Source organism: Companilactobacillus baiquanensis (assembly GCF_003946605.1).
Lineage (GTDB): Bacteria > Bacillota > Bacilli > Lactobacillales > Lactobacillaceae > Companilactobacillus > Companilactobacillus baiquanensis.
In genome coordinates this window covers 674,718-700,576 of sequence record NZ_RHOQ01000001.1, presented here as the reverse complement: position 1 = coordinate 700,576, position 25,859 = coordinate 674,718, and the positions used below count along the sequence as shown (strand labels likewise).

Below are 25,859 nucleotides of genomic sequence, written 5' to 3'. Positions count from 1 at the left end.
TATGAAATTAATTTATCAAAATATGCTGAGTTTTCTGATCGTTATTTTGACGACTCTTGGTATTATTCTCTATTCGGTTACGAGCACTTCCACCACTTGGGAATATAACCGAACTTATAAGAGTCTAGAAAGTTACGCAGGAAATCTTGAAAAAATTGCTTTAAAGACAGATCCTGATACGGGGGAAATTCATAATATTACTGGCGATAACATTCGTACTGTTGAACAAGTTTTATCAGAACGTAATGTTCAGTTTGCTGTGTTTGATTATAAAAATAATCAAGTCTATCCAACACACCCAAGTAACGTCAAACTGCATCTAAAAAAATCGTATTGGAATAAGTTAAAACAAGGGAAAACAATTCGTAATATCCAAAAGCCTGAAGGTACAGAGGGAAATCCTCAATTAAGTAAAAAGGGCGATATTAGTTATGTTTATGTGCTGACCCCGTGGTTTCAAAATGGTAAATTAGTGGCAGCTGTTTGGGCAGGATCAGATGTTAGTGAATTACAAACAAATATTGGAGAAATCAATAGCAGGCTTTATTTTGCCTTGTTGATCTCGCTATTGGCAGCAATTATTTTAAGTTTCTTACTTTCCAGATATCAAGTTAACCGGATCAATCGTCTACGTGGTGCAACTAGAAGAGTTGCTAATAATGATTTTTCTGTTCAAATTGAAAGTAAAAATCGTGATGAGTTAGATGATCTAGCTGATGACTTTAATAAGATGGTTAAATCACTGGAAGCATCGGATAAAGAGATCAAGCGTCAAGAACAACGTCGTAAGGAATTTATGGCTGATGCCTCACACGAGATGAGAACGCCTTTAACGACTATTAATGGGTTGTTGGAGGGATTGGCATATGATGCTATTCCTGAAGAATCTAAGGGACAAAGTATTGAACTGATGAGAAATGAAACTAATCGCTTGATCCGTTTAGTTAATGAGAACCTTGATTATGAAAAAATCAGGACTAATCAGATAACTTTGGCTAGAAGAGAATTCGATGCCAACGTTCCGTTAAGAGATATTACTTCACAACTTAAGAAAAAGGCTGAAGAGTCCAAAGATAAACTAATTTTGGAAACGCCTGAAGATAAGTTGATGACCTACGCTGATTATGATCGTTTTGTACAAGTGATGTTTAATATCATTCAAAATTCGATCCAGTTTACTAACGATGGTGAAGTTGTTGTGACAGGATACCGCGCTGAAGATAGACATGCTTCTATTTTCAAAATTCAAGATACCGGTATTGGGATGTCAGAAGACCAAGTTAAAAACATTTGGGATCGTTACTACAAAGCTGATCCGTCACGTAAAAACCGCAAATATGGTGAATCTGGTCTCGGATTATCGATCGTTCATCAATTGATTGAAAATCATGGTGGAGAAATCGAAGTTAAGAGTAAGCTAAATAAGGGTACGACCTTTACAGTAACTTTCTTTGATGAGGGTCATGAACACAATAAGACTAGTGAATAATTAAAATTTTAAGCGTTAAAATACGCAGGAGCAGCGATCCATAATCGGATCACTATTCCTGCGTATTTTTTTACTCTTTAAAAAATTAAAATTTTCCATTTTCTAAAAATTTGTTCTTACGATTAGAAATTGACAAAATAATATTAAATCCAACTAGCCAAATAACCGCACCAATTGCTGGTAATAATGTTTCTTTATTAAAGAATAAAGTAATAAAAATTCCAACAAATAAAATTATTGTTATAGGATTAGTTATCTTGTAATGGGGCATTAGGAAACCATTCTCTAAGAAATCATTAGAGTGACGATACTTCCAATGAGCGACCATTGTTAAAATACAAACTAAGATGTAAATATCACTGGAGATAGAGGCTATGAAAGTGAAGGCCGTTCCTAAACCATTAAATGAACTAATGATAGGTGCCAGAATCATCATTCCAGCTGAGAACAAAACACTGCCAAATGGGATCCCACTTTTAGAAACTTTTTCAAATTGTTTCATATTTTTACCAGTAGATTCCTGTGCGAGTTGATATAGATGACGTCCGGTTGAAAAAATTGCACTATTTAAAGTCGAACAGGCGGCTGCAATAACAACTAAATTGATAATTTGTGAAGCTGCAGGAAGTCCGGCCAACTCAAATATTTGAACAAAAGGACTTTGTGATTGGCTTAATGATCTCCAAGGAGTGATGGTCATGATAATAAATAAAGCACCAATATAAAATAAAAGGATCCTACCAATAATTTGATTTACAGCATGTGGTAATACTTTCAGAGGTTGCTTTGTTTCGGCAGTTGTAATACCAACAAATTCCATTCCTTGAAAGGCGAAGAATACCATTGGAAAGGCGTTGATAAATGAATGAAAACCATTAGGAAACATTGTAAAGCCATCAGTTAAATTTGACAGTGATGCATGTGTACCAGCAGGGTTTTCATGATGAATAGCGATCATATAAATACCAACGACGATTAAAACCAAAATGGCAACGATCTTAATTCCTGATAAGAAAGTTTCAGATCTACCAAATGAACGAACCATGGATAAATTGACAATAGTTAATACTGCTAAGAAGAATAATTGAACTAACCAGGCAGGAGTATCTGGCAACCAATACTTAATGTAAGTTGAAATAGCAGTTAATTCAGCCATCCCCGCTAAAATAAGTTCAGCCCAATAACTCCAAGCCGCAAAGTATCCAAATCTGGGGCTAATGTATTTTCCAATAAATGAAACAAAGGTGTGTTGCTCGGGATCAGAGTACATCATTTCTCCAATTGCTCTCATCATGAAGAAGAAGAAGATCCCTATCACTAGATAAATTAGCATAATAGAAGGACCAGTTTTGTGGATCGTACTACCAGCACCTAAAAATAGACCCGTTCCGATGGAACCCCCAAAAGCAATCATTTGTACGGCTAGGTTTGATAGACCACGTCTAGTTCCATCCGCATTGATTTCAATTTCATTTGTTTTACTTAACAATATTATCGAACCTCTTTCTAAGGTCAAACAATAAAAAAAGAGCACTCCTACAATATACAGAAGTGCTCTAAGCACGTTACCATTCTGGCTTGTTTAATTGGTTGCCCAAATAAACCTTAACAACCTTCATTTATAAATAAAGGCGTGTCCTAATAACGTGGACCAAACCGTTTAGTATTTTCAAAGCGATCATACTAACCAATCATCGGCCATTTTCATTTTTCATATAGTGATTGCCTCTCACCAAATGGCAACTCTCTTTATCACTTAATCGAAATTACTTTCCGAATCTTATTGTTTGAACTTTTCTTGTTGCTATTCAATATAGTTTTTATTAAAGACTCTGTCAAGTTTAAATTAAAATATTTTAATTTAAAATTTCACTTATGAACACTGGAACAGGAGCTTTTCAATAAATATATTGATCATATTGTTAAATATTTCTAATTAAATTATTGTACTAATCATTGGCGTCATCCTTTAGAATACTTTCCCAACTGTCGATATTTGTTCTGTCGCTACCAATTTCTGGAGCGTCTGTATTGTACAGTGGAGTTGTAGATTGATTACCATTTTTAGAATACACACTGGTTGATTTTAATCCTAGTTTATTTCTTGTTGCTATCAACTGTTGTATTTCATCTTGATAGTTATAATTTTTGGGATCTACCGGCATAAATCCTGTCGGAGTATAGAATCTAAGTAGATTTTTATTATTAGTTACATCGGAGATCTTAAGTTTTTGATTAACTTCTTGTTGCCATTTTTCAACTTGCTTCTTCAACTTAGGATCAGTATCTAAGTCGATCAATTCACCAGTCTTATTATTGTAGACTCTAGGTGTACCATCATTGCCCTTTAAGACAGTATATTTAGTTGTGACGAATGTCTTATTTCTAAAGGCGACTAAGGACTTATGCTGTTTAGAAAGTAGATCAGTTCCGACTTGAACGTAGTTTTGAGTGTTGATTCCAGCAAGATGCATAATTGTTGGAAGAACATCTATTTCACCACCATAAGTGTGATTAATTCCACCTTTTAAGCCTTTCATATGAATCATAAAAGGAACACGTTGCAATTGTGAATTATTGAAATCATTCCAAGTGTCAGCATCATAACCAAGTAATGGTGCAAGATCAGGGTTCTTATCATCAGAGATACCATAATGATCTCCATATAAGACGATCATCGAGTTGTCATATAAGCCGCTATCTTTTAAATAATTGAAGAATTCTTTTAGGGAATTATCTAGGTAATGCGCTGTTAAAAAGTAATTGTTGACTGTTTCAGCATTAGTGTCTGGTTTAGCAAATCCGTCATTATCATCGTCTGATAATTCAAAAGGATAATGGTTAGTAACAGTAATATATTTAGCGTAGAAGGGCTGTTGTAATTGTTCCAGATACTTAACACTCTCTGATAGCATCAATTTATCTTTCATACCGTAACCAGTATTGGAATTGGGTGTTTGGTTATAGTAGGATTCGTCAAAGAAATAATTGTAGCCCATGTTTTTATAGACGTTATCACGATTCCAAAAACTACCAACGTTCCCATGGAAAACAGCGCTAGTATAGCCTTCTTTTTGTCCAAGAATCGCCGGTGCTGCTTGTAAGGTATTATCGCCACCTAATGATTGGAAAAATGAACCTTCAGGTGTACCAAACAGACCAGTTTCAAGCATTGTTTCGGCATCACTAGTCTTTCCTTGACCAACTTCATGATAAAAATTATCAAATGACATAGTATTTTTATCGGAATAGAGACTGTTTAAAAACGGTGTAACTTCTTGTCCATTGACCTTCATATTGATCAAAAACTGTTGAAAACTTTCCAAATGGATAATAATTATATTCTTACCTTTAGCTTTTCCAAAGTAGACTGGATTAGGTTTTGCATAATTCTTACTAGTATATTGAAGAACGTTATCCATATCAGTTCCAACGGCCGACGAACGGACTTGATTATTTTGAGCCGTTTTAATGGAATCATATGCTAAAAAGGAATTGAATCCTAAATATTTCACGATATAAGCACGATCAAAAGTACGACCTAGTAATTGTGGACGATTACTTTCAGCTAGCATCAAATTAAATGAGAACAGCATAATACCTAAAATACTTGTGGCAGCTGCAGTTAATTTTCTAATTGGTCGTTTGTCTAATTTTATAAAATGGAAGGCAAATAACAGTGCTATAACGATAAAATCGATCCAATAAATGAAATCGTGAGGTGATGCTGAAGTCATGGCACTAGTTCCAAGACCCTTTGAGACCTTAGAAACTCCCATAATTGTATTAAAGGAAATAAAATCGCTAAATTCCCGGTAATATAAGATATTTGCATATAGTAAGACCGTTTCAAGGAGATAGATTATCCCCATAACGATGTATGATATACGCGTTTTGTTAATGTATAACGCTAAACTTAACAAAATTATCGCTGTGGCGATAGGATTGATGATCATAATTAAGTGCTGAAGGATATCGGTTGCACCTAGCGAAAAGTCCAGATAATAGGCAATGACCGTTTTGATCCATAAAAAAATAATCAATAGAGTCATGAATCCCAAGCGTTTATTTAAAAAAGTTTTGATTTTATTCATTTAAAAAATCCTTATTTATTAAAATTACTTATAATTATTTCGTATTGCTTCTAAATAAATTACTTAATTGTTAGTATAATACGTATTAGTAAGAAAATGGAGGAAGAACGGGAAAATGATATTCTTAGGACCGTTATATAATTATATAGCTAACACATATGCTACCAGAATCAATCATTTTCCGTTGATTCAACTTTCGTTTTACGCAGTGGATAAAGCTATATTATATACGTTATTTTTTATAATATTAAGGATTATCTGGTTAAAAGTAAAACATCGAAATACTACTATCTCTAAGGAGTTTTGGATAATAGTATTTGCTTTCTATGTTTTGTTGTTATTCGCATTGACTGTGTTCAGGGATGGATATTTCATTTGGCAATTTAAATTTTATTGGCATCGCTCGTTTTCAGATATCAATTTTAGCCCATTAGTGGAAACAATTAAGCTTGCTAGTGGGAAGTCGCTAGTGGACTTCATTTATAATTTGTACGGAAATATTTTTTGGTTTATTCCGATGGGATTTTTTATACCAGCTTTAGGGATAAAAAGAAACTTCCTGAAAGTTCTTATTATGGGTGCATTGATCTCTGTATCAATTGAAGCTATGCAGTTTATACTAAATACTGGTGTAACAGATATTGACGATGTTATCTTCAATACTATTGGAACAGCCATCGGATTTTTGTTATATTGGGTGTGTTACAAAGTAAAAAAACGAATAAATATTTGAAATTTTCATCGAAAATGATTAATCTAGTTTTTGAAGAATATGGAGGAGATAATATGACACACATTAAATTTGACGATTCTAAGTTAAGCAAATTTGTTCATGAAAATGAACTTGGCGAAATGCAAGCACTTGTAAACGCCGCTGACGAAGAATTACGCAAGGGTACTGGTGCAGGTAATGACTTCCGTGGTTTTATCGACTTACCCGTTGATTATGACAAGGATGAATTTGCTCGTATCAAGAAAGCTGCTAAAAAGATCCAATCTAATTCAGAAGTATTTGTTGGAATTGGTATTGGTGGCTCATACTTAGGTGCTCGTGCTGCTGTCGATTTCTTAAACTCATCATTCTATAACATTAAAAACAGTAAAGATGTTCCAGAAGTTTACTTTGCAGGTAACTCAATTTCTCCTAATTATCTTTCTGACTTGATCGATGTTATCGGTGATCGTGATTTCAGTATTAACGTTATTTCAAAATCTGGTACAACAACAGAACCTTCAATCGCATTTAGAATTTTGAAGGCTAAATTAGTTGAAAAATATGGTAAAGAAGGAGCAAAGGAACGTATCTTTGCTACAACTGACCGTGCTAAAGGTGCACTTAAGAGTGAATCTGATGCAGAAGGCTACGAAGAATTCGTTGTTCCTGATGATATCGGTGGTCGTTTCTCAGTTCTTACTGCTGTTGGTCTATTGCCAATCGCCGTTGCAGGTATTGACATTGACAAGTTGATGGAAGGTGCTGCTGCTGCACGTAGTGACTACTCATCAGCTGATCTTACAAAGAACGAAGCATACAAGTATGCTGCTTTGAGAAACATCTTATATCGTAAAGGTTACACAACAGAATTACTTGAAAACTACGAACCAAACCTACAATACTTTGGTGAATGGTGGAAGCAATTGATGGGTGAATCAGAAGGTAAAGACCAAAAAGGTATCTACCCATCATCAGCTAACTTCTCAACTGATCTACATTCATTAGGTCAATATATCCAAGAAGGTCGTCGTAACTTGATGGAAACAGTTGTTATGATCGACAAGCCTCGTTTTGAACTTGAAATTCCTAAGGAAGAAAAAGACCTTGATGGTCTTGGCTATCTTGAAGGAAAGACAATGGATTATGTAAACAAGCGTGCTTACGAAGGTGTTGTTCTTGCCCATACTGACGGTGGTGTCCCAGTTATGAGTGTTCATATTCCAGAACAAAATGCCTACACATTAGGTTACTTGATTTACTTCTTCGAAATTGCTGTTGGTATTTCTGGTTACTTGAATGGTATCAATCCATTTAACCAACCAGGTGTTGAAGCATACAAGAAGAATATGTTCGCATTGCTTGGCAAACCTGGCTTTGAGGAACTTGGTAAAGAATTAAACGAACGTCTATAAGATAAAAATATATCAAAAAGTCTCATTGATCCGATTTTGGATCAATGAGACTTTTTTTGTGGATCAAATAAAATCACTTTTTATTATTTGAAAATTTTTTAAGTAATACTAAAAAAAATACTGTTTTTTTCAGTAAATCGTGATATAGTATCAATGGTCAATTGAGCGCACGCTCAAATTATTCAATAACAATTATTTTATACAACTGCATAATTTAATCGTGTGCTTAATTATCTGAAAAATACGGAGATAACGTCATAAGTTGAAATGATAATATATCGCCGAATTTCTAAACCAATAGAAAAGAGGTACTACTATGAAGAATAGTGGTGAAACAAAGAAGTTTGTCAGCTCAAGTTCTGCCGACAATAAGAGTCTGGACGAAATTAATGGAAGTATCGAAGTTCCAGAAGGTGCAGGCTTTTGGAGAACTTTAATGACATTTACTGGACCCGGAGTTTTGATTGCTGTGGGTTATATGGATCCAGGTAATTGGATCACATCTATTGCTGGTGGGGCTCAATTTAAGTACACACTTTTATCAGTTGTACTTATTTCCAGTTTGATAGCCATGCTGTTACAGTCTATGTCAGCCAAATTAGGTATCGTAACTGGTAAGGATCTCGCTCAATTAACTAGAGAGAGAACTTCTAAAGTCGGTGGATTTATTCTATGGATCATAGCCGAACTTGCTATTATGGCAACAGATATTGCTGAAATTATTGGTTCTGGTATTGCTATTAAGTTATTGTTCAATATTCCTTTAATTGTAGGTATTTTGATTACAGCAGCCGATGTTTTAATCTTGTTATTATTAATGAAATTAGGTTTTCGTAAAATCGAAGCCATTGTTGCTACATTAGTTGCAGTTATTTTATTAGTTTTCTTGTATGAAGTATTTTTAGCAAAGCCTAGTGTTTCAGGAATTATTGGTGGATATGTTCCAGCAAGCAGTATTATTACAAATAAATCAATGCTTTATCTGTCATTAGGTATTGTTGGTGCGACGGTTATGCCACATGATTTATATTTGGGATCATCAATTTCGCAAACTAGAAAAGTTGATCGTGAAAATAAGAGAGACATCGCTAAGGCAATTAAGTTTTCAACGATTGATTCTAATATCCAATTATTCTTAGCTTTCATTGTAAATAGTTTATTGTTGATTTTAGGTGCAGCTCTATTTTATGGAACAAATAGTGAATTGGGACGTTTCGTTGATTTATTCAATGCTTTGAGTAATAAGCAAGTCGTAGGTGCAATCGCCAGCCCGATTTTAAGTATGCTCTTTGCAGTTGCTTTGTTATCTTCAGGTCAAAGTTCAACTATCACTGGTACACTTTCAGGACAAATTATCATGGAAGGCTTTATCAGATTAAAGATGCCCCTATGGGCACAACGTCTTTTGACAAGACTTTTGTCAGTTACACCAGTTTTAATTTTCGCCATTTACTATCATGATAATGAAGCTAAAATTGAAAATCTGTTGACATTTTCTCAAGTATTCTTGAGTGTTGCATTACCATTTGCAATTATTCCGTTAGTTATTTTCACTAGTGATAAAAAGCTGATGGGTGAATTTATCAATAAGAAGTGGGTTAAGTACAGTGCTTGGTTTGCCACAATTGTCCTAATTATTTTGAATATTTACTTAATTGTTCAAACTATTGCAGGAATATAAGGAGCAAGCTTATGGAAAAGAGTGAACTTCAAAAAGATAAGATTTTAAAAGTAGCGCAAAGTATGTTTTCCGAGCAAGGTTTTGAGGCAACTACTACTAGAGAGATCAGTCGAGAAGCTGGAATATCTGATGGTTCGTTATACTATTATTTTCCTGATGGAAAGCGAGAGATACTTGATACAATTGTTCATCAAGGAATTGAAAGTCGAACCGTCGTTATCGATGATTGGTTTTCAGAGATCAAAACAGTATCGGATCTAGAGCAACAGATTATTAATCTGTACGAACGTATTTGTTTGATCTTTGAAGATGAAGATAGTTACCGCTCGTTTATGATTACGATTAGAGAACGTCCACTTTTAACGGATAGTCAATCTGACTGGTTATTGGAAATTTTGAATAATATTAGAATCAAATTGGTTAAAGAGTTAGACTTAATTAAGGATTTATTGAATATTAGTTCTAAAAATTTTGATGATACGGTTGGAATAATAATTTCCATTATTCAAAAATCAATTTACGATGAGTTGGTTTTAAAGAACAATAAAGTTATAAGTGATGAAGTTAAAAGAATAACTGAATCAGAAATAAGTTTAATGACTAAATTAATTACAAAAGAAGATACAAGTGAAAAATAAAATTCACTTGCATCTTCTTTTTTGCTTTCTGAAAATTTACATCAAAATTACACTGTATTTACATGAAATCTACAATAATTGAATATGATTATCTGGTAACAAATAATCAAACACTTAGGAGAGATTTTATGAAAAAAACAAAGTCCCTTGTTATAACTAGTTTATTATTTAGTGCCATGGTTTTAAATCCAAGTACAATTCAAGGAGTTGTCCAAGCTGCCAGTGTTGGTGATACTACAAGTATCCCAGATTCTGATACACAGCCAGTTAAAGTAAATTTTGTTAGTGATGATAAGGACGATACAAACAAAATTGAAAGTATCGATATCAATGTGAAGAAGTCGGATACAACCGTTGATGTTAAAACAGTTGAAGATTCTAAAAAAATTCCTGAATTATACAAATTATCTCAAGTAGAAGGTAGTAAATATTCAATTGAAAAAGGAACAATTACTGTTCATGTCACGCACGACTTGGAAAAGGCTAAAAAAATTACAGTAAAATATACAATTGATAAACCAAAGGCTGATGAGAAAATTTCTGATTTTTCTAAATATGTACCAAAAGCTTTAGAAGCAATGTCAATTACCAAAGATATTATTCCTACAGGTTATGAATTAACTGACAAATCTTTGACATCAGTAAAAATTGTCGATGGTGTCGTTAGTATCAAGGTTAAGGCTATTGAAACTCCAAAGCCTAATCCAAAACCCAATCCAAAACCAACTCCAAAACCAACTCCAAAACCAAGTACAAAGCCAAGTACAGATAAGAAAACATATAGTACAACAGTTAACTTTGTCGATCAATCAACAAAAAAGAAAGTTCATTCAATTACACTATCAGGTAAAGATGGACAAAAGGTGAACTATACTTTGCCAGAAGGATATGAACTTGTTCAAGGCGCAGCTAAAACAATTACCATTGATAAAAACAAAACTAAAGTTGAAATAAAAGTAGTAAAAACTCCTGCAGTAGTGGGGAAAATCACATCATATAAAGGTTTTATTTCAACTAACAAGCAATCTGTACTTTACTCAAAAGATGGTAAGAGAATTGCCAACAGAGGCTTGGGGAGTAACAGTGATTGGGTGTCCGATAAGAAAATGACATTGAATGGTGAAACATATTACGGTGTTTCGTCTAATGAATTCGTAAAAGCTAGTGATGTTTTTGAATATAAAACATTAAATACAGTGATTGGGACTTCAGCTGGTAGTGCAAAACATCTTTACAACAGCAAAGGTGAAATGGTTAGTAATCGTGCCTTAGCTCCTAATACATTTTGGAGAACAGACAAAAAGACACAAATTAACGGTAAAGATGCTTATCGTGTTTCAACTAACGAATGGGTATTTGCAGCTGATATTATGTAATTAAAGTAAATTTGTTTGATACTATCCTCCAATAATTCTTTCAAATTCACGTTTCAAAACAAAACCAAAAGTCCGCTAATTATTAAATTAGCGGGCTTTTTAATCTATCCTATTAGGTGTTCGATTCAAGAAATATTTAACTCCTGAAATAATATGAAAATAAACTGATAGATCAAGCATATCCATATTTAGGCTTTTTAGAAATGGCCATTCGCGGCGGGATGATTTCCACATCGTTAGCTGTGAATTATTCAAATCATCATTTATTTCTTGAGGTCTATCTAGAAATATTCCTGATTCATGCAGGTAGTTGGAGTAGTCATAGAAAAACTCTGATGTTTCGGGTTTGTCTATATCGTCCTGTAGTATTTTAACTCTAGCCCTCACAAAACTAAGTGTATTGCGCATTATTTGGGTTCCTGTCGTTGAATCACGTAAATAAGCAAATAACTGCTCGAAAAAGTGTTGATATGAATGAATTTCTTCTTCATTCAAGTATGAAGCAAGATGTTGCTTGAATGGGTATTTCCAAGTATTCAAATTGTATTCCCATTTTTGTCCGACCCAGATTGTATAGGAAATTTCATAGAACACTTGGGTTAAGTCTTGCTCAAAACTTTGATTGATGATTTCTGGGTATTCTCTGGGCAATAATCTTTTTATTTCTCGATTGAGAATATTGGTTACGGTTTTTTGATTGGTTAATTCAAATAATTTTTGCCAAGTTGTTTCATCAAATAAATCTGGTGATACTTGTTGAACTTGTTTTAAGTTTACAGGTGCTGAATTTAAGGTGTAACCGGCTTTAAAACAATCGTCGATAAGTTGTAAGGTTTGGACAAAATGGCCACCTAAAGAGTGTCCTAGGCCATATACTAAGCAATTATCTTTCAGATGTTCTTGTAGATATTTCATAAATTCTCTAGCAACGACAAGTTGATCATTTTCTTCAGATTTTCCAACTAAAATTGCATTAACGTTATAATTCCAGTCTTTATAGCCTTCTAATAGAAACTTTTCTAATCGTTTACTTCGAGAATTTTCGGTATAGTCCATATCCGCTTCTGTACCTTTAAAGGTAACGTAACACTCACTTATTCCATCGATCTCTACTTCATAAGCAATGCCAGAGAATCCGCAATTTGTTGCATCAGGTAATAAGACTCTAGCATCGTAAGATTTAATAAAACTTGCATGACGTCGAATCTTTTCAAAAATCAAATAATCCAAAAAATCTTCTGGTGTGAAATCATCATATAGATAACGATCATAATCAAATTGCATAATTTTCATTCTAAAATCTGAGTCGTCGAGTAGTTCTCGTTCCTTATATTGTTGGGGACGTTCGATGAACAAGGATTTTTTATTTTGGTATAGTAAAAGTTTTATCTGGGTTAGATATCCTTGACAGATTCCGATATTCTCGTCGTTTATCATATTTATCAGACGTTTTAATTTATTTATTTTCCGATTTCTATTAGGCAGTTCGGACATTTCTTTTTTGTGTGTTTCATCGATATTTTTTAACTTTAGAGCCTTATCGATCAACTTTGGATGGAGCATTTTTTTTTGTTTAAAAAGTGGATCTTTTAAGTTTATGACTTGAGTAAGAATCAGATTTGTTAGTCTAGTTTTTTCTTTATCGAGATAAGAGTAACTGAAGTAAAGCCGTTTGTTTTGTGGTAGTAAAGCCTTGCTATCCTTCTTATTAAAAGTTAATGGCATTACTTTGTGGGCTCGAAAATTTAACAAGTCAAATTGTTCATAGACGTGATTTAGCTTGTCTAATGATTTGAGTAATTCTCGCATTTGATCACCTCTGCTATTATTAGTTTAACAAAACTTTTAAAAAAATAAGAATAGAAATACATTATGACACATCTGTGATACTTCACATTTGTAATATATCACAAATGTGCTATAATGTACTTGTGGAGGTTGGAGACATGGAAATAGATATTAAATCGTACTTAGAGGATAAACACTTAACGATCTACTTTATAGCCAAGAAGAGTGGATTCGGTTATACGACTCTGCATAAGTCATTTAATAAAGACCAATCTTCCGCCACTCCGCTTAATTTGCGTGATATTGAGGCTATTGCCAAAGCGCAAGATATTGAAATGTGGAGAGTTTTACGTGAATTGGAATTACATTATCTGAAGTGAGGAGGCAATTTTATGGCAAGATCATTTTGGGATGACGATTTGTTTTCAAATAACGACATGAATAATATCTTTAACAGTTTAATGGGTGAGAATAGAGGTTCAGGTACTAAGTACTATGTTAACGGACACGAATTAACGCCTGATGAACTAGCAAGATATCAAGAAATGCGGACAGCTGGTAAAAGTATTCCGGTTGAAGAACAAAAACAAACAAGTAACAATAGTAGTAATGGTAAATTATTAGATAAATTAGGACGTAATTTAACGCAAGAGGCACGTGATGGTTTACTTGATCCCGTCATTGGCCGTGATAAGGAAATTCAAGAAACGGCTGAAATTTTGAGCCGTCGTACAAAAAATAATCCAATTTTAGTCGGAGATGCTGGTGTTGGTAAGACCGCTGTTGTTGAAGGATTAGCACAAGCAATAGTTAAAGGCGATGTTCCTGCATCAATCAAAGATAAAGAGATTATTTCAGTTGATGTATCAGCCCTTGAAGCTGGAACTCAATATCGTGGATCATTTGAAGAAAATGTTCAAAATTTACTCAAAGAAGTTAAAAAAGCTGGCAATGTGGTCCTATTCTTTGACGAGATCCATCAAATCATTGGTACAGGTGCTGCTGGTGGAGAAGCTGGTAGTAAAGGCTTATCAGACATAATTAAACCCGCTTTGAGTCGTGGTGATCTCGCAGTCATTGGTGCTACAACTCAAGATGAGTATCGTAATACGATTATGAAAGATGCAGCTTTAGCAAGAAGATTCAACGATGTAACGATCAATGAACCATCTAAAGAAGCAACTGTTGCTATTTTGAAGGGATTACGAAAAGCCTATGAAGATCATCACAAGGTGGAATTACCTGATGACGTTTTGAAGGCTGCTGTGGATTATTCAGTTCAATATATTCCACAAAGATCACTCCCTGACAAAGCAATTGATTTAATCGATATGACAGCGGCTCATTTAGCTGCCAAACATCCTGTTACTGATAAAGTTAGCCTTGAGAAGTCTTTAAAGGTAGCAGAAACTAAAAAAGAAGAAGCTGCCAAGAATGAAGAATTCGAAAAGGCTGCTGACTTAAAGAAACAAATTGAGGATATTAACAAAAAACTGGATAGTGACGATTCGGCTGAACCAGTAGCAAAAGTAAACGATATTGCTGAAGCCGTTCAAAGATTAACTGGTGTTCCTGTTTCACAAATGGGTGCTAGTGATATTGAAAGACTAAAGGATATGGGTAAGAGGTTAAAGGGTCATGTCATAGGTCAAGATGAAGCCGTTGATATGGTTGTTAGAGCCATTCGTCGTAATCGTGCTGGATTTGATGAAGGTAACCGTCCAATTGGAAGTTTCTTATTCGTTGGCCCAACTGGTGTTGGTAAAACAGAACTAGTAAAACAATTAGCCAGTGACATGTTTGGCAGTAAGGATGCTATCGTCCGTTTGGATATGAGTGAGTATTCTGATTTGACCGCTGTATCTAAATTGATAGGTACTTCAGCTGGTTACGTTGGCTATGAGGACAACGGCAATACCTTAACTGAACAAGTAAGACGTAATCCATATTCCATTGTATTGCTCGATGAAATAGAAAAAGCAAACCCACAAGTTTTGACATTACTTTTACAAGTTATGGATGACGGTCGTTTAACTGATGGCCAAGGTAACGTAGTTGATTTTAAGAATACAATTATAATTGCTACATCAAATGCCGGTTTTGGTGAAAAAACTGATAAAGATCAAAAACTAATGGATAAATTAGCACCATACTTCCGTCCAGAATTCTTAAATAGATTCAATGGAATTGTTGAATTTACACATCTTTCAAAGGATGATTTAAATCAAATCGTAAATCTGATGCTAGATGATGTTAATAAGAATTTGGCCAAGAAGCAAATCACTTTGGAAGTCACACCAGAAGCAAAAGAATGGTTGATAGACGAAGGTTATGATGAAGCAATGGGTGCAAGACCATTAAGAAGAGTTATTGAACAGCAAATCAGGGATAAAGTCGCTGAATTCTATTTGGATAACTTGGATGTTAAAGATCTAAAGGCTGAATTAGCCGACGGTACGATTAAAATCGTTAAAAAATAGTCCAAAGGAGGTAATTGATCGTGAAGTATAGAATTTTGTTAAATCTAAAAGATCAATTATTTACGGCTGTGGACAAGAATGATTCGAATGTTTTTGAGAACGGTAGAACAATTCAAGAAGCCGTTGATAAATTGAAACATAGAGTTTGATATAAATCTTTAAAAAAAGGTGCTGTATCTGAACCTAACGGTTCAAATACAGCACCTTTTCATTTTAACTAGTCGTTTAAGTTATATCTTAATTTCATCTTTTCTGAACCGAAAATTACCATCTCGCCAAGTAACTTAGTTTGACGTTTCAATGAATCTTGAGCAAGTTTGTTATTAGCATCTTCAAGATATTTTTGAATGTTGGTACTACTTTGTTTTTTAATGTCAATGTCTGTATCATGTTGAATTTTTCTATATGAACCCATTGCTTCAAGTTCAAAGGTGTTTCTAAAGTCAACGTACAAATCATAGTCCGTATCACCAAGCAAAGCAGTTGTACAACTTAACCAATACATATTGTTTAGGTTAAATTCATCATCTGTATCTTTGTATGCTGCAGGAGTGTCTTTAACGTTTGCATAAAATGGAACCACTGAATTGAAGGTATTTGCACCAAAAGCTAACCAGTGGATACCGGCAATTTCGGCAGGGACTTTATTACGAATCTGAAGAATATGAACATCGTGGTTTCTATTAATACCAATTGGACGGAACAAAGTTTTTTCAGCTTCAGTACCATCACCATAAACGTCATATTTTGTATTTTCGTAATGAGAACTCAAAACAAATTTTACGTCTTCAATTGAAATCTTTCGATTTGCATGACAAATGAATGGAAGATCTTGATCCATAGGATCGTGTTCAACTTCTGGAGTGAAGTATTTTTGGCCAAACCATGCACGGGGGTTGTTATAGACAGTATCTTTGATCGATGAGCTGCCAAAAATGTGGCGTAAGTTATAAACATTAGTGTCTGGATTTAAATCATTATCTTCGATAAATTTTTTCAAATCCGCTGATGCTAAAGTATCATCTGAATCAAAGTCGAATTCATCAATATTCATACGATTTGGAGCGATAACGTAAGCATCGTCGGGTATACGAACCGCTGCCCAGTGATGACCACCAATTGTTTCAAGCCACCAAACATTGTCATTATCAGAAAAAGCAATTCCATTTGGTTCATAAGTTCCATATTCTTCAAGAAGAGACCCCAGACGTTCAACACCTTCTTTAGCACTGTGGATATATGGTAAGACAAGTGTAACTAAGTCTTCCTCACCAATACCACCGTCAACATATGGATCAAGTCCTAAGACACGGGGATTTGTTGTGATAGTTTCAGTAGCTGACATAGCAATATTTTCACTATTAATACCAGCGGCTGGCCAAATTCCGTTAGTCAAAATTGAGTTAGGGATTGAAGTATAACGTAATGGATTATCAGGTAGTTCAACTTTAACCTTACTAATAACAGATTGGTAATGTTTTGGTTGATCCTCGGGATTTATAACTACAAAACGCTCTGGATCCAAAGCTTCGTGGCCATCGTCATTTCTTGAGATGATAGTAGAGCCGTCAATAGAAGCTTTTTTACCGACCAAAATACTAGTACATGAACCCTTAATTCTTTTTGTCATTTTTTAGAAGCACTCCTTTTTTTATATTTGAGTTATATTATAACCCTTGTGGAATTAGTTCTAAACTATGCGGTCACAAGGATAATATTAATTTTGAAAAATATTTGATACCAAAATTAAGCGTATATTTAAATAATGTTCTGTAAAACACGAACTATAATTAAAATTATGTGATAAATGTTTCTAATTGTCTTGAAAAATAAAAACATTTCTGTAATACTAGATAAGTTCGTAATCTTTCTTCGGGGGCGTTTATTTTGGAATCATTAAATAATGATGGAAAAAACTTGAGTTTAATTGAACGTTTATTTCATCTAAATCAAGCTGGAACTTCGATAAAACGTGAAGTCTTAGCGGGATTAACAACATTTGTCTCAATGGCATATATTTTATTTGTTAATCCACAAGTTTTGGGAGCTTCAGGTATGGATAAGGGTGCCTTATTCACTGCTACTGCTCTAACTGGTGTAATTGGATCCGTTTTGATGGGGATTTTAGCAAACTATCCAATCGCCATTGCACCGGGATTAGGTGACAATGCATTCTTTAGTTATTCAGTTGTTATTGCGATGGGAATTCCTTGGCAAACAGCTATGGCTGGTGTTTTTGTTGCTAGTATTATCTTTTTGATTGTTTCATTATTGAAGTTACGTGAATTAGTTATTAATTCTATTCCACAAGATTTGAAATTAGCTGTTTCGGCTGGTTTAGGATTATTTATCGCTTTTGTTGGTTTACAAGGTGGGGGTTTGATCGAGGCTAGTAAATCATCACTAGTTGAAATCGGTTCATTCACAAATCCAACAACATTATTGACGATTGCTGGTTTGATCGTCACTGCCGGATTGATGTGTCGTAAGGTTCCAGGAGCTATTTTTATAGGAATGGTCTTTACAACTGTTGCTGGTTTGGTTACTAAACTTATTCCATTACCAAGTCATATTGTTTCTGGTGTTCCTAGTTTGAAACCTACTTTTGGAGTAGGAATCGCGCATGTCGGCGACATCAAGCAGCCACAATTGTGGGCAGTTGTTATTATCTTCTTATTGGTAGCATTCTTTGATACTGCTGGTACTTTGATCGGTTTAGCAGAACAAGCTCATTTAATGGAAAATGGCAAGATGCCAAGAATTGGTCGAGCATTGATGGCTGATTCGATCTCAATGGTCAGTGGTGCGGTTATGGGTACTACTCCACCAACAGCCTATGTTGAATCCAGTGCCGGAATTGCAGTTGGTGGTAGAACTGGTTTGACTTCGATCGTGGTTGGGGCATTATTCGCTGTTTCAATGTTTTTCTCACCACTTTTGACAGTTGTCACAACTAACGTTACAGCACCAGTTTTAATTATCGTTGGTGCATTGATGGCACAATCGATGAAGGGGATTCATTGGGAAAAATTCGAGATTGCCTTACCAGCATTCTTGACCGTTCTAGCCATGCCATTGACTTACAATATTACTTACGGTATTGCTTTTGGATTTTTAGCTTATCCTTTGACAATGATCGCTGCAGGTAGAAGAAAAGAAGTTAATGGAATTATGTATGGACTATTCTTTGTCTTTGCATTATTACTTTATATTATTAATGTTTTACCTCACAGTTAAAAAGTGCGAAAAAATAAGTGTAGTAATCCAAAAATTGGATTGCTGCACTTATTTACTTTTCAAGTATTTGTTCTATATGTGTTATCAATTGAGGCCAACTATTAGTTGAAATTGACTCTTGAATATCTTTAGGAAATTGCGGCTTGTTGATAACCCCAGAAATTTGCTTTCTTAGAGCTTTTTCCAATCGATTATAAAAGGCTGGAAGATCTTCTTTTATTGGTTCATCTTGGTTAACCAATCTTGGTAAATCAACGTAGCTGATATAACCACTATTATTAACTAGTTTTCCTAATTGTTCTTGTAATGGTGGAATTGTTGTTACGACAACTCTTAAATCACAGGCTAGTGCTTCAATCGCAACTAGTCCTAAACCCTCATAATAAGATGGGAGTACAAAAATATCTGATTGTCTAAAGATATCAGCGAGTCTTCTTTGATTGACCACGTTATAAACTTTTATTTGTGTGTTATCCAAAAATGGTCTTAATTTTTCTTCAGCTTCTTCTGAAGTATTTCCGATCAAATGAAGAAAGACATTGGGGTAGTCTTTACTGATAGCATTAAAGGCATTAGCCAGTGCAAAAATTCCCTTAGCAGATGACATTTTACCGGCATAAACGATATCGATCGTTTTCTTTTCAGGTTTAGTTACGGGATAGAATATTTCTGGATCAAAACCACCACCGATAACGGTAATTTTATTTTGAGGAACTTTGTAAATATCTTCTATTTGTTTAACTTGAGGGTGACTTAGTGCAAAAACATGTGTCAATTTATCAAAGTCAGTGACATATTTTTTGAGAAGATCAGGATGTTGTTTGGCTTGTCTGATATCAGTTCCATGACAAAATACGTAGATAGGAATATTTTGAATTTCCTGACAGACTAGGGATGTTAAATACCAAAGATGATGACAAAAGATTACGTCAGGTTTAAAAGTTTCAATAGCTTGATGAATTTTTTTACTGAAGACGTCTTGCCAGTCTTTTATCATTTCAGGTGTCATTTCACTATAAATCGTACTTTCATAGGGCATGACATCGCTCATACCTGGCATAGGGAAGGAGCATTTTTCATTAGGAAATGTCACTGGAAACTGTAAATTTTTTGGTAGCATTTGGTAATCAAAGTTATCAAAGCGTCCATAGACACAAGCTTGTTCGTGATTTTTCTTTAATCCCTTGATGACGTTGGAAAAGTAGACCCCACTTCCACTTTTTGATGGTAGTTGAGCTTGAATATGTAGAATTCTCATATTTTCCCCCAGATATTTATTTATTCTTAATCTTAACTTTATGTTCAATAAACTGCTTATGATAATCGGCTAATAATTGCATCATCTGATTACCGATCAAACGATAATCTTCAGTCGGCAAGTTAGCTTGCGAAACTCGTAAACAACCAGGATGAGTTCCAAATCCTACGCCGTCCATCAGAACAACTCCGTTTTTTTGTGCCAAATTGATTAAGAAGTCCAGTTGTTCAAAATTATTTTCTAAGAAATTACGGAATTCTTGACCGTATTTTCGTGCAGCAACAGTATAAATATCGATGATGGAGTAGTATTTAGAATTATCATTGCTTTCGTCTTTAGGATAATCCAAAGAGTCGTGTAGGTCGGTATATCTTTTATCAACAATTTTCTTGGATGTTTCAATGTAAGTGTCGGATTTATCTCGATTTACTAAATGAGTCAAACTGAATAAGTCTTCCATTATTTGTTGCGGTGTGGACAATCCAGCAGTGTGATAAAGACTGATTGAACGTGAATCAGCAACTAGACGATCGATAAATTTCATTTTGGCTGGTTCAAATTCAACTGATCCATAACGTTTGTTTAATTCTTGTTTATCTTTTTCTGGAAGTTGTGAAATTAGTCTATCGAAGACATTTTTTTCATGAGCCGCTACTAAACCTAGACGCCAACCAGTGGCACCGAATAACTTAGAAAATGAGTAAACTAATAAGGTGTTATCAGGGACGACGCTATAAAGTGTTTGAAAGTTTTCCACAAAAGTTCCATAAACATCGTCTGTGACGATCATTAAGTCGGGACGTTTTTTAATGACTTCTTTTATTTCAGCTAAATCTTTCTCACTAAAAGCTTTAGAGCCGGGATTACTTGGATTTACTACGACAAATAATTTAATCGAAGGATCTAATAATTTATCAATTTCACCAGGTGCGATTTCCCAATGATTGGAAGCATCAGAATTGAGATCGACTTCGACCATTTGATAGTCGTTTAAAGTAGGAATTTCAATATAGGGAGTGAAGATAGGAGTATTGATAGCAATTTTATCACCATAATTGATCAATTTATTTTCGCGTAAGGTATTAAAAATATAAACAATCGCTGCAGTTCCACCTTCAGTAGCGAAAACATCGGTTTCATCTTTTAAGTTGACGCCATTGTATAGGGTAGTTTGTAAATATTGATTAATGATCTTACCAGTATTTTTTAAAACTCGTGCAGGCATAGGATAGTTATTTCCAATTGCTCCATCAACGAACTCTTTGATAACTTCGTCTTGATTAAGTTTTAAATCATCATGAATATAGTCTAAAATACTCAACCAGAAGTCATCAATTTTGTATTCTTCTGGTCTCAAAAAAGCTTCAAAACGCTGTCTCATACCATGTTGTTCAGTATATCCTGCCATGTCACCTTTATTGATCGTACGCTCTGATTCAATAATTCCAAATTCAACTAAGCGATTAAAAGCTAAGCGAGCTTTCTTATTGATCCAATTAGGGTTACCACGTCCGGCATCTAAGAAAATATTATTTTTTGCGTTCTCTTTGGCTAGAGAGGTCATTTTGCTACTAATAACAAAAGATTCTAGATCTTCCAGTTTTCTTTCTTCAGAGATTTTCATGAGTATCCTCCTGATAAATAGTTTCTATCAAGTTTATTGTAACGATAAATTACAAAAAAGATACTATATTTTGCCTTAAATGTGAAAAAAATCACTTTAAATTCAGATTATCTTTGTAACCGCTTAACAGTATGATATTAATGAACATATGTCTAAGTTCATTACTCAAATAATAACCAATTTGATATAATATAGTTAGGAAGTGATCAAATTGTCGAAGAAAGTAATTAAAATAGAAAATCATAAATTTGTGGATGCTGAAGTTGATGATATCAAGGCAACAGGAAATGATTTATTAGTCGAAGTCAAAGCAGTTTCAATAAATCCAGCTGATGCAAGAAAGGTAGAGCATTTAAAACCAAATCGCCCTAATATTGTCGGATATGATGGATTAGGAAAAATAATCCAAATGGGGAGTAATGTTGAAAATTTTGAAGTAGGTGATGTTGTTTATTACGCTGGCAGCAATATTAGACCGGGAAGTTTTCAAGAGCGGCAATTAGTCGATGCTAGATTAGTGGCAAGAGTGCCGCAGACTTTAAGTATCGCTCAATCGGTCGGATTTCCGCTAGTAAGTTTGACAGCCTATGAGATCCTTTTTGAAAAATTTAGATTTAAAGCTGAAAAGAATGCTAATAAAGGTAAAAAGATCTTGATCATCAATGGTGCTGGCGGTGTTGGTTCAGTTGCTAGTCAGCTAGCCAAATGGGCCGGATTAACCGTTTATGCAACTGCAAGTCCTAAAAATTTTGAATGGTTAAAAAGTCATGGCGTTGATTTTCCGATTGATTATCATACCGATAGTGATAATTCGCTGCAAAAACTATCCGATAATAGTTTTGATGCGACGGTCTGCTTCTACGACATTAGCGATTATTTATCAGATTTGATTAGATTGACCAAACCATTTGGCCATATAGGTACGATTGTTGGAGTAAATAGACCTATAGATATTACGGCCTTACAAAGAAAATCTTTATCATTTGATTGGGAATTAATGTTTACTAAGTCGGCTGAAAATTATCATATGGAATCTCAAGGTGAAATCCTAAAGAAAATAACTGACTTGATCGATTCAAACCAACTTAAAAGGATCGATACTAAAACGATTGTTGGAATAAATGCAACGGGTGTCAATGAAGCATTAAAGCTTCTTAATACGGGGCACAACGTTGGTAAAATAACGTTAATAGATTAGAAAATTAGAGATAGTAACAAGACAACAATCAATCCAGTAACGGACATTGCCATTGATAAAATTGTCCAAGTGAGAATTGTTTCTTTTAATGACAAACCAAAGTATTGCTTGATCATCCAAAAACCAGCTCCGTTAACGTGGTCGCAAAAGACTGATCCTGCACCAACAGCTAAAACCATCAGTGCTGGATTGATTGTTGAACTAGCGACTAAAGGAGCCACTAATCCGGCACCAGTCAAGGCGGCAACTGTCGTTGATCCAAGACAGAAGTGAAGGGCAGCAGGGATGATCCAAGCGGCAATTAAAACTGGGAAACTTGAATTAATAAATAAATTGGAAACATCTTTAGAAACTCCACCGGTGATCAAGACTTGTTTAAAAGCTCCAGCACCACCAATGATTAATAGCATCATCGAAATTTGTTTTATGGCGGTTTCCATAGTTTGACCGATATGTTTCATCGAAGTTTTTTGAGAGATTCCTAAAGTATAAATAGCAATTAATAATGAAATAATCATGGCAATATCAGGATCACCAATGAATTGGATAATAATATTGATTGCATTTTTTTCGGGTAGGATATATTTGAAAACTGTGGCTAAGATAATTAATATCAAAGGCATTGTTGCAGTTAAGATACTTGTCGAAAAACGGGGGATATTATTATTTTTAGCAGTAGTTTTGATGTTACCTAATGAAGGAATTTGAACATGTTTACGATAAACTTTTGGATAAATTTTTTTAAGATAATGATTGTAAACAGGTCCCATTAATATTGCAACGGGGATCGCTGCTAGAATACCTAGTAAAATAACGTGTCCGATGGGAGCACCAAGAATTTCTGATACTGCGGTTGGTGCTGGATGAGGTGGTAAAAAGGCGTGAGCTACATTTAACGAAACTGCCATTGGTAAAGCAAGATATAAGAAAGCAACATTAAGTTCTTCTGCGATGACAAAGATAATAGGAAGTAAAATTACTAATCCAACTTCAAAAAATAGTGCCAATCCGATAATAAATGACGTTAAAACAACCGCCCAGACAATGTATTTACGACCAATTTTCTTCGTAAAAGTATTAGCGATAGAAATTCCAGCCCCAGAATCTGAAATTAACATCCCTAACATTGATCCAAGACCAAAGATTATTATCAAATGACCAACTTGGTCACCGATTCCTTGTTCGATTACTTCAGGAAGTTTAGCATAGGGAATGCCAAGTAATAATCCAACAATAACTGAGACGATCACTAACGAGAAAAAGGTATTTAATTTGAGTTTGATAATTAAGAAAAATAAAATTATGACCCCAAGTAACATAATGTAGATTGACATGGAAAACACTCCTCTCTATCCTCTAATAAAGTGATTTATTTCACATACGATTTTAAAATAAAAGGGACTGCAATAATGCATTCCCTTTTTTTCTATGCAATTCCCATAACTTGCCAAAGTGGGACACAGATAAGTAAACCAATAATATTTAAAAGCATGTATCCAAGTGAAGATTTTGCCATGGCACCTCTCGAGACCATGCTGTTATTAACCGCAGCGCCACCAGTTAAGAATGGTGCGTTCATGTAAGAAAGCAACCAAACATTAACACTTGTTGTAACGATAATTGCGATAATAGCAGGACTAAAGTTCATTGTACTGAAGAATGGCAATAGTCCGATCGTGATCAAAGTACCAGTTGAAATAAGTGAAACAACGACAAACTTGCATAGGTAGATGATAATAGGTAGAGCAATAACTGTGATATAAATATTACCGATAATTGGACTGATAACTGGTTGTAGAACTGTACGTAACCAAGTTGTTAAACCAGCTGATTGCATAACATTACCTAAAGCCATAACTGTACCGATGAAGATGATCGTACTCCAACTTAAGCGATTCTTGAAATCATCTGGAGTAAGAACTTTGCAAGCAACTAAGACACTGACACCGATCAATGCAGTAACGGCAGCAGGGATGTTAACAGTTGATTCTAAGATCCAGAAAATAATGGAAACAAGGATTACCGCAGCGGTGATCTTTTCATCACGTGACATAGGTCCTAATTCAGTTAATTGTTTTGAAATAAATTGTTTTGAAATAAATTGTTTAGAAATTGCTTCGTCTTTTTTAGGTTTAAATAGGAAAGTCAATAAGAAATATCCACCGACTAGAATGATAATAGTCCAAGGAATCATCATGACAAACCAATTACCCCAGCTCAATACTTTTTGAGCACTAGCAGGGATGAGACCTTTAAAGGCATAATTTTGAGCAGTGGCACTTAAGAAACTGGCTTCAGTAACGAAGAATCCCCACATGGCAGCTAAGAAGATACCAGAACTACCTTTTCCATATTCTTTGTAACCTAAAGCATTACTGATACCTTTGGCGATTGGGGTACTCATAGCAGCTTTAGGGTGAGCACTAGGTATCATTGGTGCAACAATTGTACCAGCAGTGAATAGTGCTAGCGTCTGACCTCTAAAATTAGCAGGAAAATAAGTCATAATTTTAAGGGCGATTCGTTTGATCAAGCCTGTCTTTGTAGCCGCAGCACCTAATCCTAAACCACCAATAATGATCCACATTGTGGTTGAAGAAAAGATAGCAAATGAAACTTCAAATTTAACAGCGCCTAATGCGACCCAAGATGACAACATTAGTAAACCAGTTGCAAAACTAGGTATAACATTAAAGATCCAAAAGATATTTGCGGTAACTAATGATGCTAAAACGATCATTCCGGCATGAGTTAAACCTTCTGGTGTGGGAATCAGAAAGGCAATAATTACTCCTAAAATAATTCCAATTACGCCGGCAATTAATTTTTTATGTTTCATAATGGAAGTCCTCCTTTTATGAATAACTAA

At 34.6% G+C, this 25,859-nt stretch carries 19 protein-coding genes; 11 read left to right on the top strand and 8 right to left on the bottom strand.

Annotated elements, in window-relative coordinates:
- Window position 1 precedes the first annotated feature (1 nt).
- On the top strand, window positions 2–1,489 hold the full coding sequence (locus EKM77_RS03415) for a sensor histidine kinase (protein WP_125592636.1): 1,488 nt from the start codon (window positions 2–4) through the stop codon (window positions 1,487–1,489).
- An 85-nt stretch (window positions 1,490–1,574) separates the two neighbouring features.
- Here the strand turns inward: EKM77_RS03415 and EKM77_RS03410 are convergent, their stop codons facing one another.
- Both EKM77_RS03410 and EKM77_RS03405 read right to left on the bottom strand, forming a co-directional pair.
- Window positions 1,575–2,978: an amino acid permease gene (locus tag EKM77_RS03410; protein ID WP_225425172.1), complete on the bottom strand. Its 1,404-nt coding sequence runs from the start codon at window positions 2,976–2,978 to the stop codon at window positions 1,575–1,577.
- Window positions 2,979–3,438: 460 nt separating this feature from the next.
- Complete coding sequence (locus tag EKM77_RS03405; protein WP_125592635.1) at window positions 3,439–5,583, bottom strand: LTA synthase family protein; 2,145 nt, start codon at window positions 5,581–5,583, stop codon at window positions 3,439–3,441.
- Window positions 5,584–5,698: 115 nt separating this feature from the next.
- Between EKM77_RS03405 and EKM77_RS03400 the strand changes: the two genes are divergently transcribed.
- The 5 genes from EKM77_RS03400 (at window position 5,699) to EKM77_RS03380 (ending at window position 11,405) form a co-directional block, all read left to right on the top strand.
- On the top strand, window positions 5,699–6,316 hold the full coding sequence (locus EKM77_RS03400; RefSeq protein ID WP_125592634.1) for a VanZ family protein: 618 nt from the start codon (window positions 5,699–5,701) through the stop codon (window positions 6,314–6,316).
- Between the two features lie 53 nt (window positions 6,317–6,369).
- Window positions 6,370–7,710 carry a glucose-6-phosphate isomerase gene (locus tag EKM77_RS03395; protein WP_125592633.1) on the top strand — a complete coding sequence of 447 codons (1,341 nt, stop codon included), beginning with the start codon at window positions 6,370–6,372 and terminating at the stop codon, window positions 7,708–7,710.
- Window positions 7,711–8,026: 316 nt separating this feature from the next.
- A complete protein-coding gene (locus EKM77_RS03390; protein WP_125592631.1) occupies window positions 8,027–9,391 on the top strand; it encodes an Nramp family divalent metal transporter in 1,365 nt (454 codons plus the stop codon).
- Between the two features lie 11 nt (window positions 9,392–9,402).
- Window positions 9,403–10,029 (top strand): TetR/AcrR family transcriptional regulator, encoded by a 627-nt coding sequence (locus EKM77_RS03385; RefSeq protein WP_125592629.1) that lies wholly within the window; start codon window positions 9,403–9,405, stop codon window positions 10,027–10,029.
- Window positions 10,030–10,157: 128 nt separating this feature from the next.
- A complete protein-coding gene (locus EKM77_RS03380) occupies window positions 10,158–11,405 on the top strand; it encodes an SLAP domain-containing protein (RefSeq protein ID WP_125592627.1) in 1,248 nt (415 codons plus the stop codon).
- 99 nt (window positions 11,406–11,504) lie between these two features.
- On the opposite strand, the gene EKM77_RS03375 is transcribed toward EKM77_RS03380, so the two are convergent.
- Window positions 11,505–13,214 (bottom strand): DUF6792 domain-containing protein, encoded by a 1,710-nt coding sequence (locus tag EKM77_RS03375; RefSeq protein ID WP_125592626.1) that lies wholly within the window; start codon window positions 13,212–13,214, stop codon window positions 11,505–11,507.
- A 137-nt stretch (window positions 13,215–13,351) separates the two neighbouring features.
- Here EKM77_RS03375 and EKM77_RS03370 point away from each other — a divergent pair, with 137 nt between their 5' ends.
- From EKM77_RS03370 to EKM77_RS11120, 3 genes are read left to right on the top strand one after another with little or no spacing between them, the layout of a single operon-like run.
- Complete coding sequence (locus EKM77_RS03370) at window positions 13,352–13,573, top strand: transcriptional regulator (protein WP_125592624.1); 222 nt, start codon at window positions 13,352–13,354, stop codon at window positions 13,571–13,573.
- A 12-nt stretch (window positions 13,574–13,585) separates the two neighbouring features.
- Entirely contained in the window at window positions 13,586–15,673 is a 2,088-nt protein-coding gene (locus EKM77_RS03365; RefSeq protein WP_125592622.1) for an AAA family ATPase, read from the top strand.
- Between the two features lie 20 nt (window positions 15,674–15,693).
- Window positions 15,694–15,822: a hypothetical protein gene (locus EKM77_RS11120; protein ID WP_263852889.1), complete on the top strand. Its 129-nt coding sequence runs from the start codon at window positions 15,694–15,696 to the stop codon at window positions 15,820–15,822.
- Between the two features lie 68 nt (window positions 15,823–15,890).
- Here EKM77_RS11120 and EKM77_RS03360 read toward each other — a convergent pair whose 3' ends face one another.
- Entirely contained in the window at window positions 15,891–17,303 is a 1,413-nt protein-coding gene (locus EKM77_RS03360) for a C69 family dipeptidase (RefSeq protein ID WP_125592620.1), read from the bottom strand.
- Between the two features lie 254 nt (window positions 17,304–17,557).
- On the opposite strand from EKM77_RS03360, the gene EKM77_RS03355 reads away from it, so the two are divergent.
- On the top strand, window positions 17,558–18,910 hold the full coding sequence (locus EKM77_RS03355) for an NCS2 family permease (protein WP_377729290.1): 1,353 nt from the start codon (window positions 17,558–17,560) through the stop codon (window positions 18,908–18,910).
- A gap of 52 nt (window positions 18,911–18,962) precedes the next feature.
- Here EKM77_RS03355 and EKM77_RS03350 read toward each other — a convergent pair whose 3' ends face one another.
- On the bottom strand, window positions 18,963–20,168 hold the full coding sequence (locus tag EKM77_RS03350; protein WP_125592616.1) for a glycosyltransferase family 4 protein: 1,206 nt from the start codon (window positions 20,166–20,168) through the stop codon (window positions 18,963–18,965).
- Between the two features lie 16 nt (window positions 20,169–20,184).
- On the bottom strand, window positions 20,185–21,792 hold the full coding sequence (locus EKM77_RS03345) for a bifunctional aspartate transaminase/aspartate 4-decarboxylase (RefSeq protein WP_125592614.1): 1,608 nt from the start codon (window positions 21,790–21,792) through the stop codon (window positions 20,185–20,187).
- A gap of 211 nt (window positions 21,793–22,003) precedes the next feature.
- On the opposite strand from EKM77_RS03345, the gene EKM77_RS03340 reads away from it, so the two are divergent.
- Window positions 22,004–22,990: a zinc-binding alcohol dehydrogenase family protein gene (locus EKM77_RS03340; protein WP_125592612.1), complete on the top strand. Its 987-nt coding sequence runs from the start codon at window positions 22,004–22,006 to the stop codon at window positions 22,988–22,990.
- On the opposite strand, the gene EKM77_RS03335 is transcribed toward EKM77_RS03340, so the two are convergent.
- On the bottom strand, window positions 22,987–24,324 hold the full coding sequence (locus tag EKM77_RS03335) for a gluconate:H+ symporter (RefSeq protein WP_125592610.1): 1,338 nt from the start codon (window positions 24,322–24,324) through the stop codon (window positions 22,987–22,989). The genes EKM77_RS03340 and EKM77_RS03335 overlap by 4 nt on opposite strands.
- A 92-nt stretch (window positions 24,325–24,416) precedes the next feature.
- Window positions 24,417–25,829 carry an SLC13 family permease gene (locus EKM77_RS03330; protein WP_125592608.1) on the bottom strand — a complete coding sequence of 471 codons (1,413 nt, stop codon included), beginning with the start codon at window positions 25,827–25,829 and terminating at the stop codon, window positions 24,417–24,419.
- Window positions 25,830–25,859: the final 30 nt, after the last annotated feature.

Bases quoted from the DNA above. Each gene is read 5' to 3' on its own strand.
- EKM77_RS03395 (WP_125592633.1), top strand. From the start codon at position 6,370: ATGACACACATTAAATTTGACGATTCTAAGTTAAGCAAATTTGTTCAT.
- EKM77_RS03390 (WP_125592631.1), top strand. From the start codon at position 8,027: ATGAAGAATAGTGGTGAAACAAAGAAGTTTGTCAGCTCAAGTTCTGCC.
- EKM77_RS03350 (WP_125592616.1), bottom strand. From the start codon at position 20,168: ATGAGAATTCTACATATTCAAGCTCAACTACCATCAAAAAGTGGAAGT.
- EKM77_RS03360 (WP_125592620.1), bottom strand. From the start codon at position 17,303: ATGACAAAAAGAATTAAGGGTTCATGTACTAGTATTTTGGTCGGTAAA.
- EKM77_RS03365 (WP_125592622.1), top strand. From the start codon at position 13,586: ATGGCAAGATCATTTTGGGATGACGATTTGTTTTCAAATAACGACATG.
- EKM77_RS03375 (WP_125592626.1), bottom strand. From the start codon at position 13,214: ATGCGAGAATTACTCAAATCATTAGACAAGCTAAATCACGTCTATGAA.
- EKM77_RS03370 (WP_125592624.1), top strand. From the start codon at position 13,352: ATGGAAATAGATATTAAATCGTACTTAGAGGATAAACACTTAACGATC.
- EKM77_RS03380 (WP_125592627.1), top strand. From the start codon at position 10,158: ATGAAAAAAACAAAGTCCCTTGTTATAACTAGTTTATTATTTAGTGCC.
- EKM77_RS03400 (WP_125592634.1), top strand. From the start codon at position 5,699: ATGATATTCTTAGGACCGTTATATAATTATATAGCTAACACATATGCT.
- EKM77_RS03335 (WP_125592610.1), bottom strand. From the start codon at position 24,324: ATGTCAATCTACATTATGTTACTTGGGGTCATAATTTTATTTTTCTTA.
- EKM77_RS03330 (WP_125592608.1), bottom strand. From the start codon at position 25,829: ATGAAACATAAAAAATTAATTGCCGGCGTAATTGGAATTATTTTAGGA.
- EKM77_RS03345 (WP_125592614.1), bottom strand. From the start codon at position 21,792: ATGAAAATCTCTGAAGAAAGAAAACTGGAAGATCTAGAATCTTTTGTT.
- EKM77_RS03415 (WP_125592636.1), top strand. From the start codon at position 2: ATGAAATTAATTTATCAAAATATGCTGAGTTTTCTGATCGTTATTTTG.
- EKM77_RS03405 (WP_125592635.1), bottom strand. From the start codon at position 5,583: ATGAATAAAATCAAAACTTTTTTAAATAAACGCTTGGGATTCATGACT.
- EKM77_RS03385 (WP_125592629.1), top strand. From the start codon at position 9,403: ATGGAAAAGAGTGAACTTCAAAAAGATAAGATTTTAAAAGTAGCGCAA.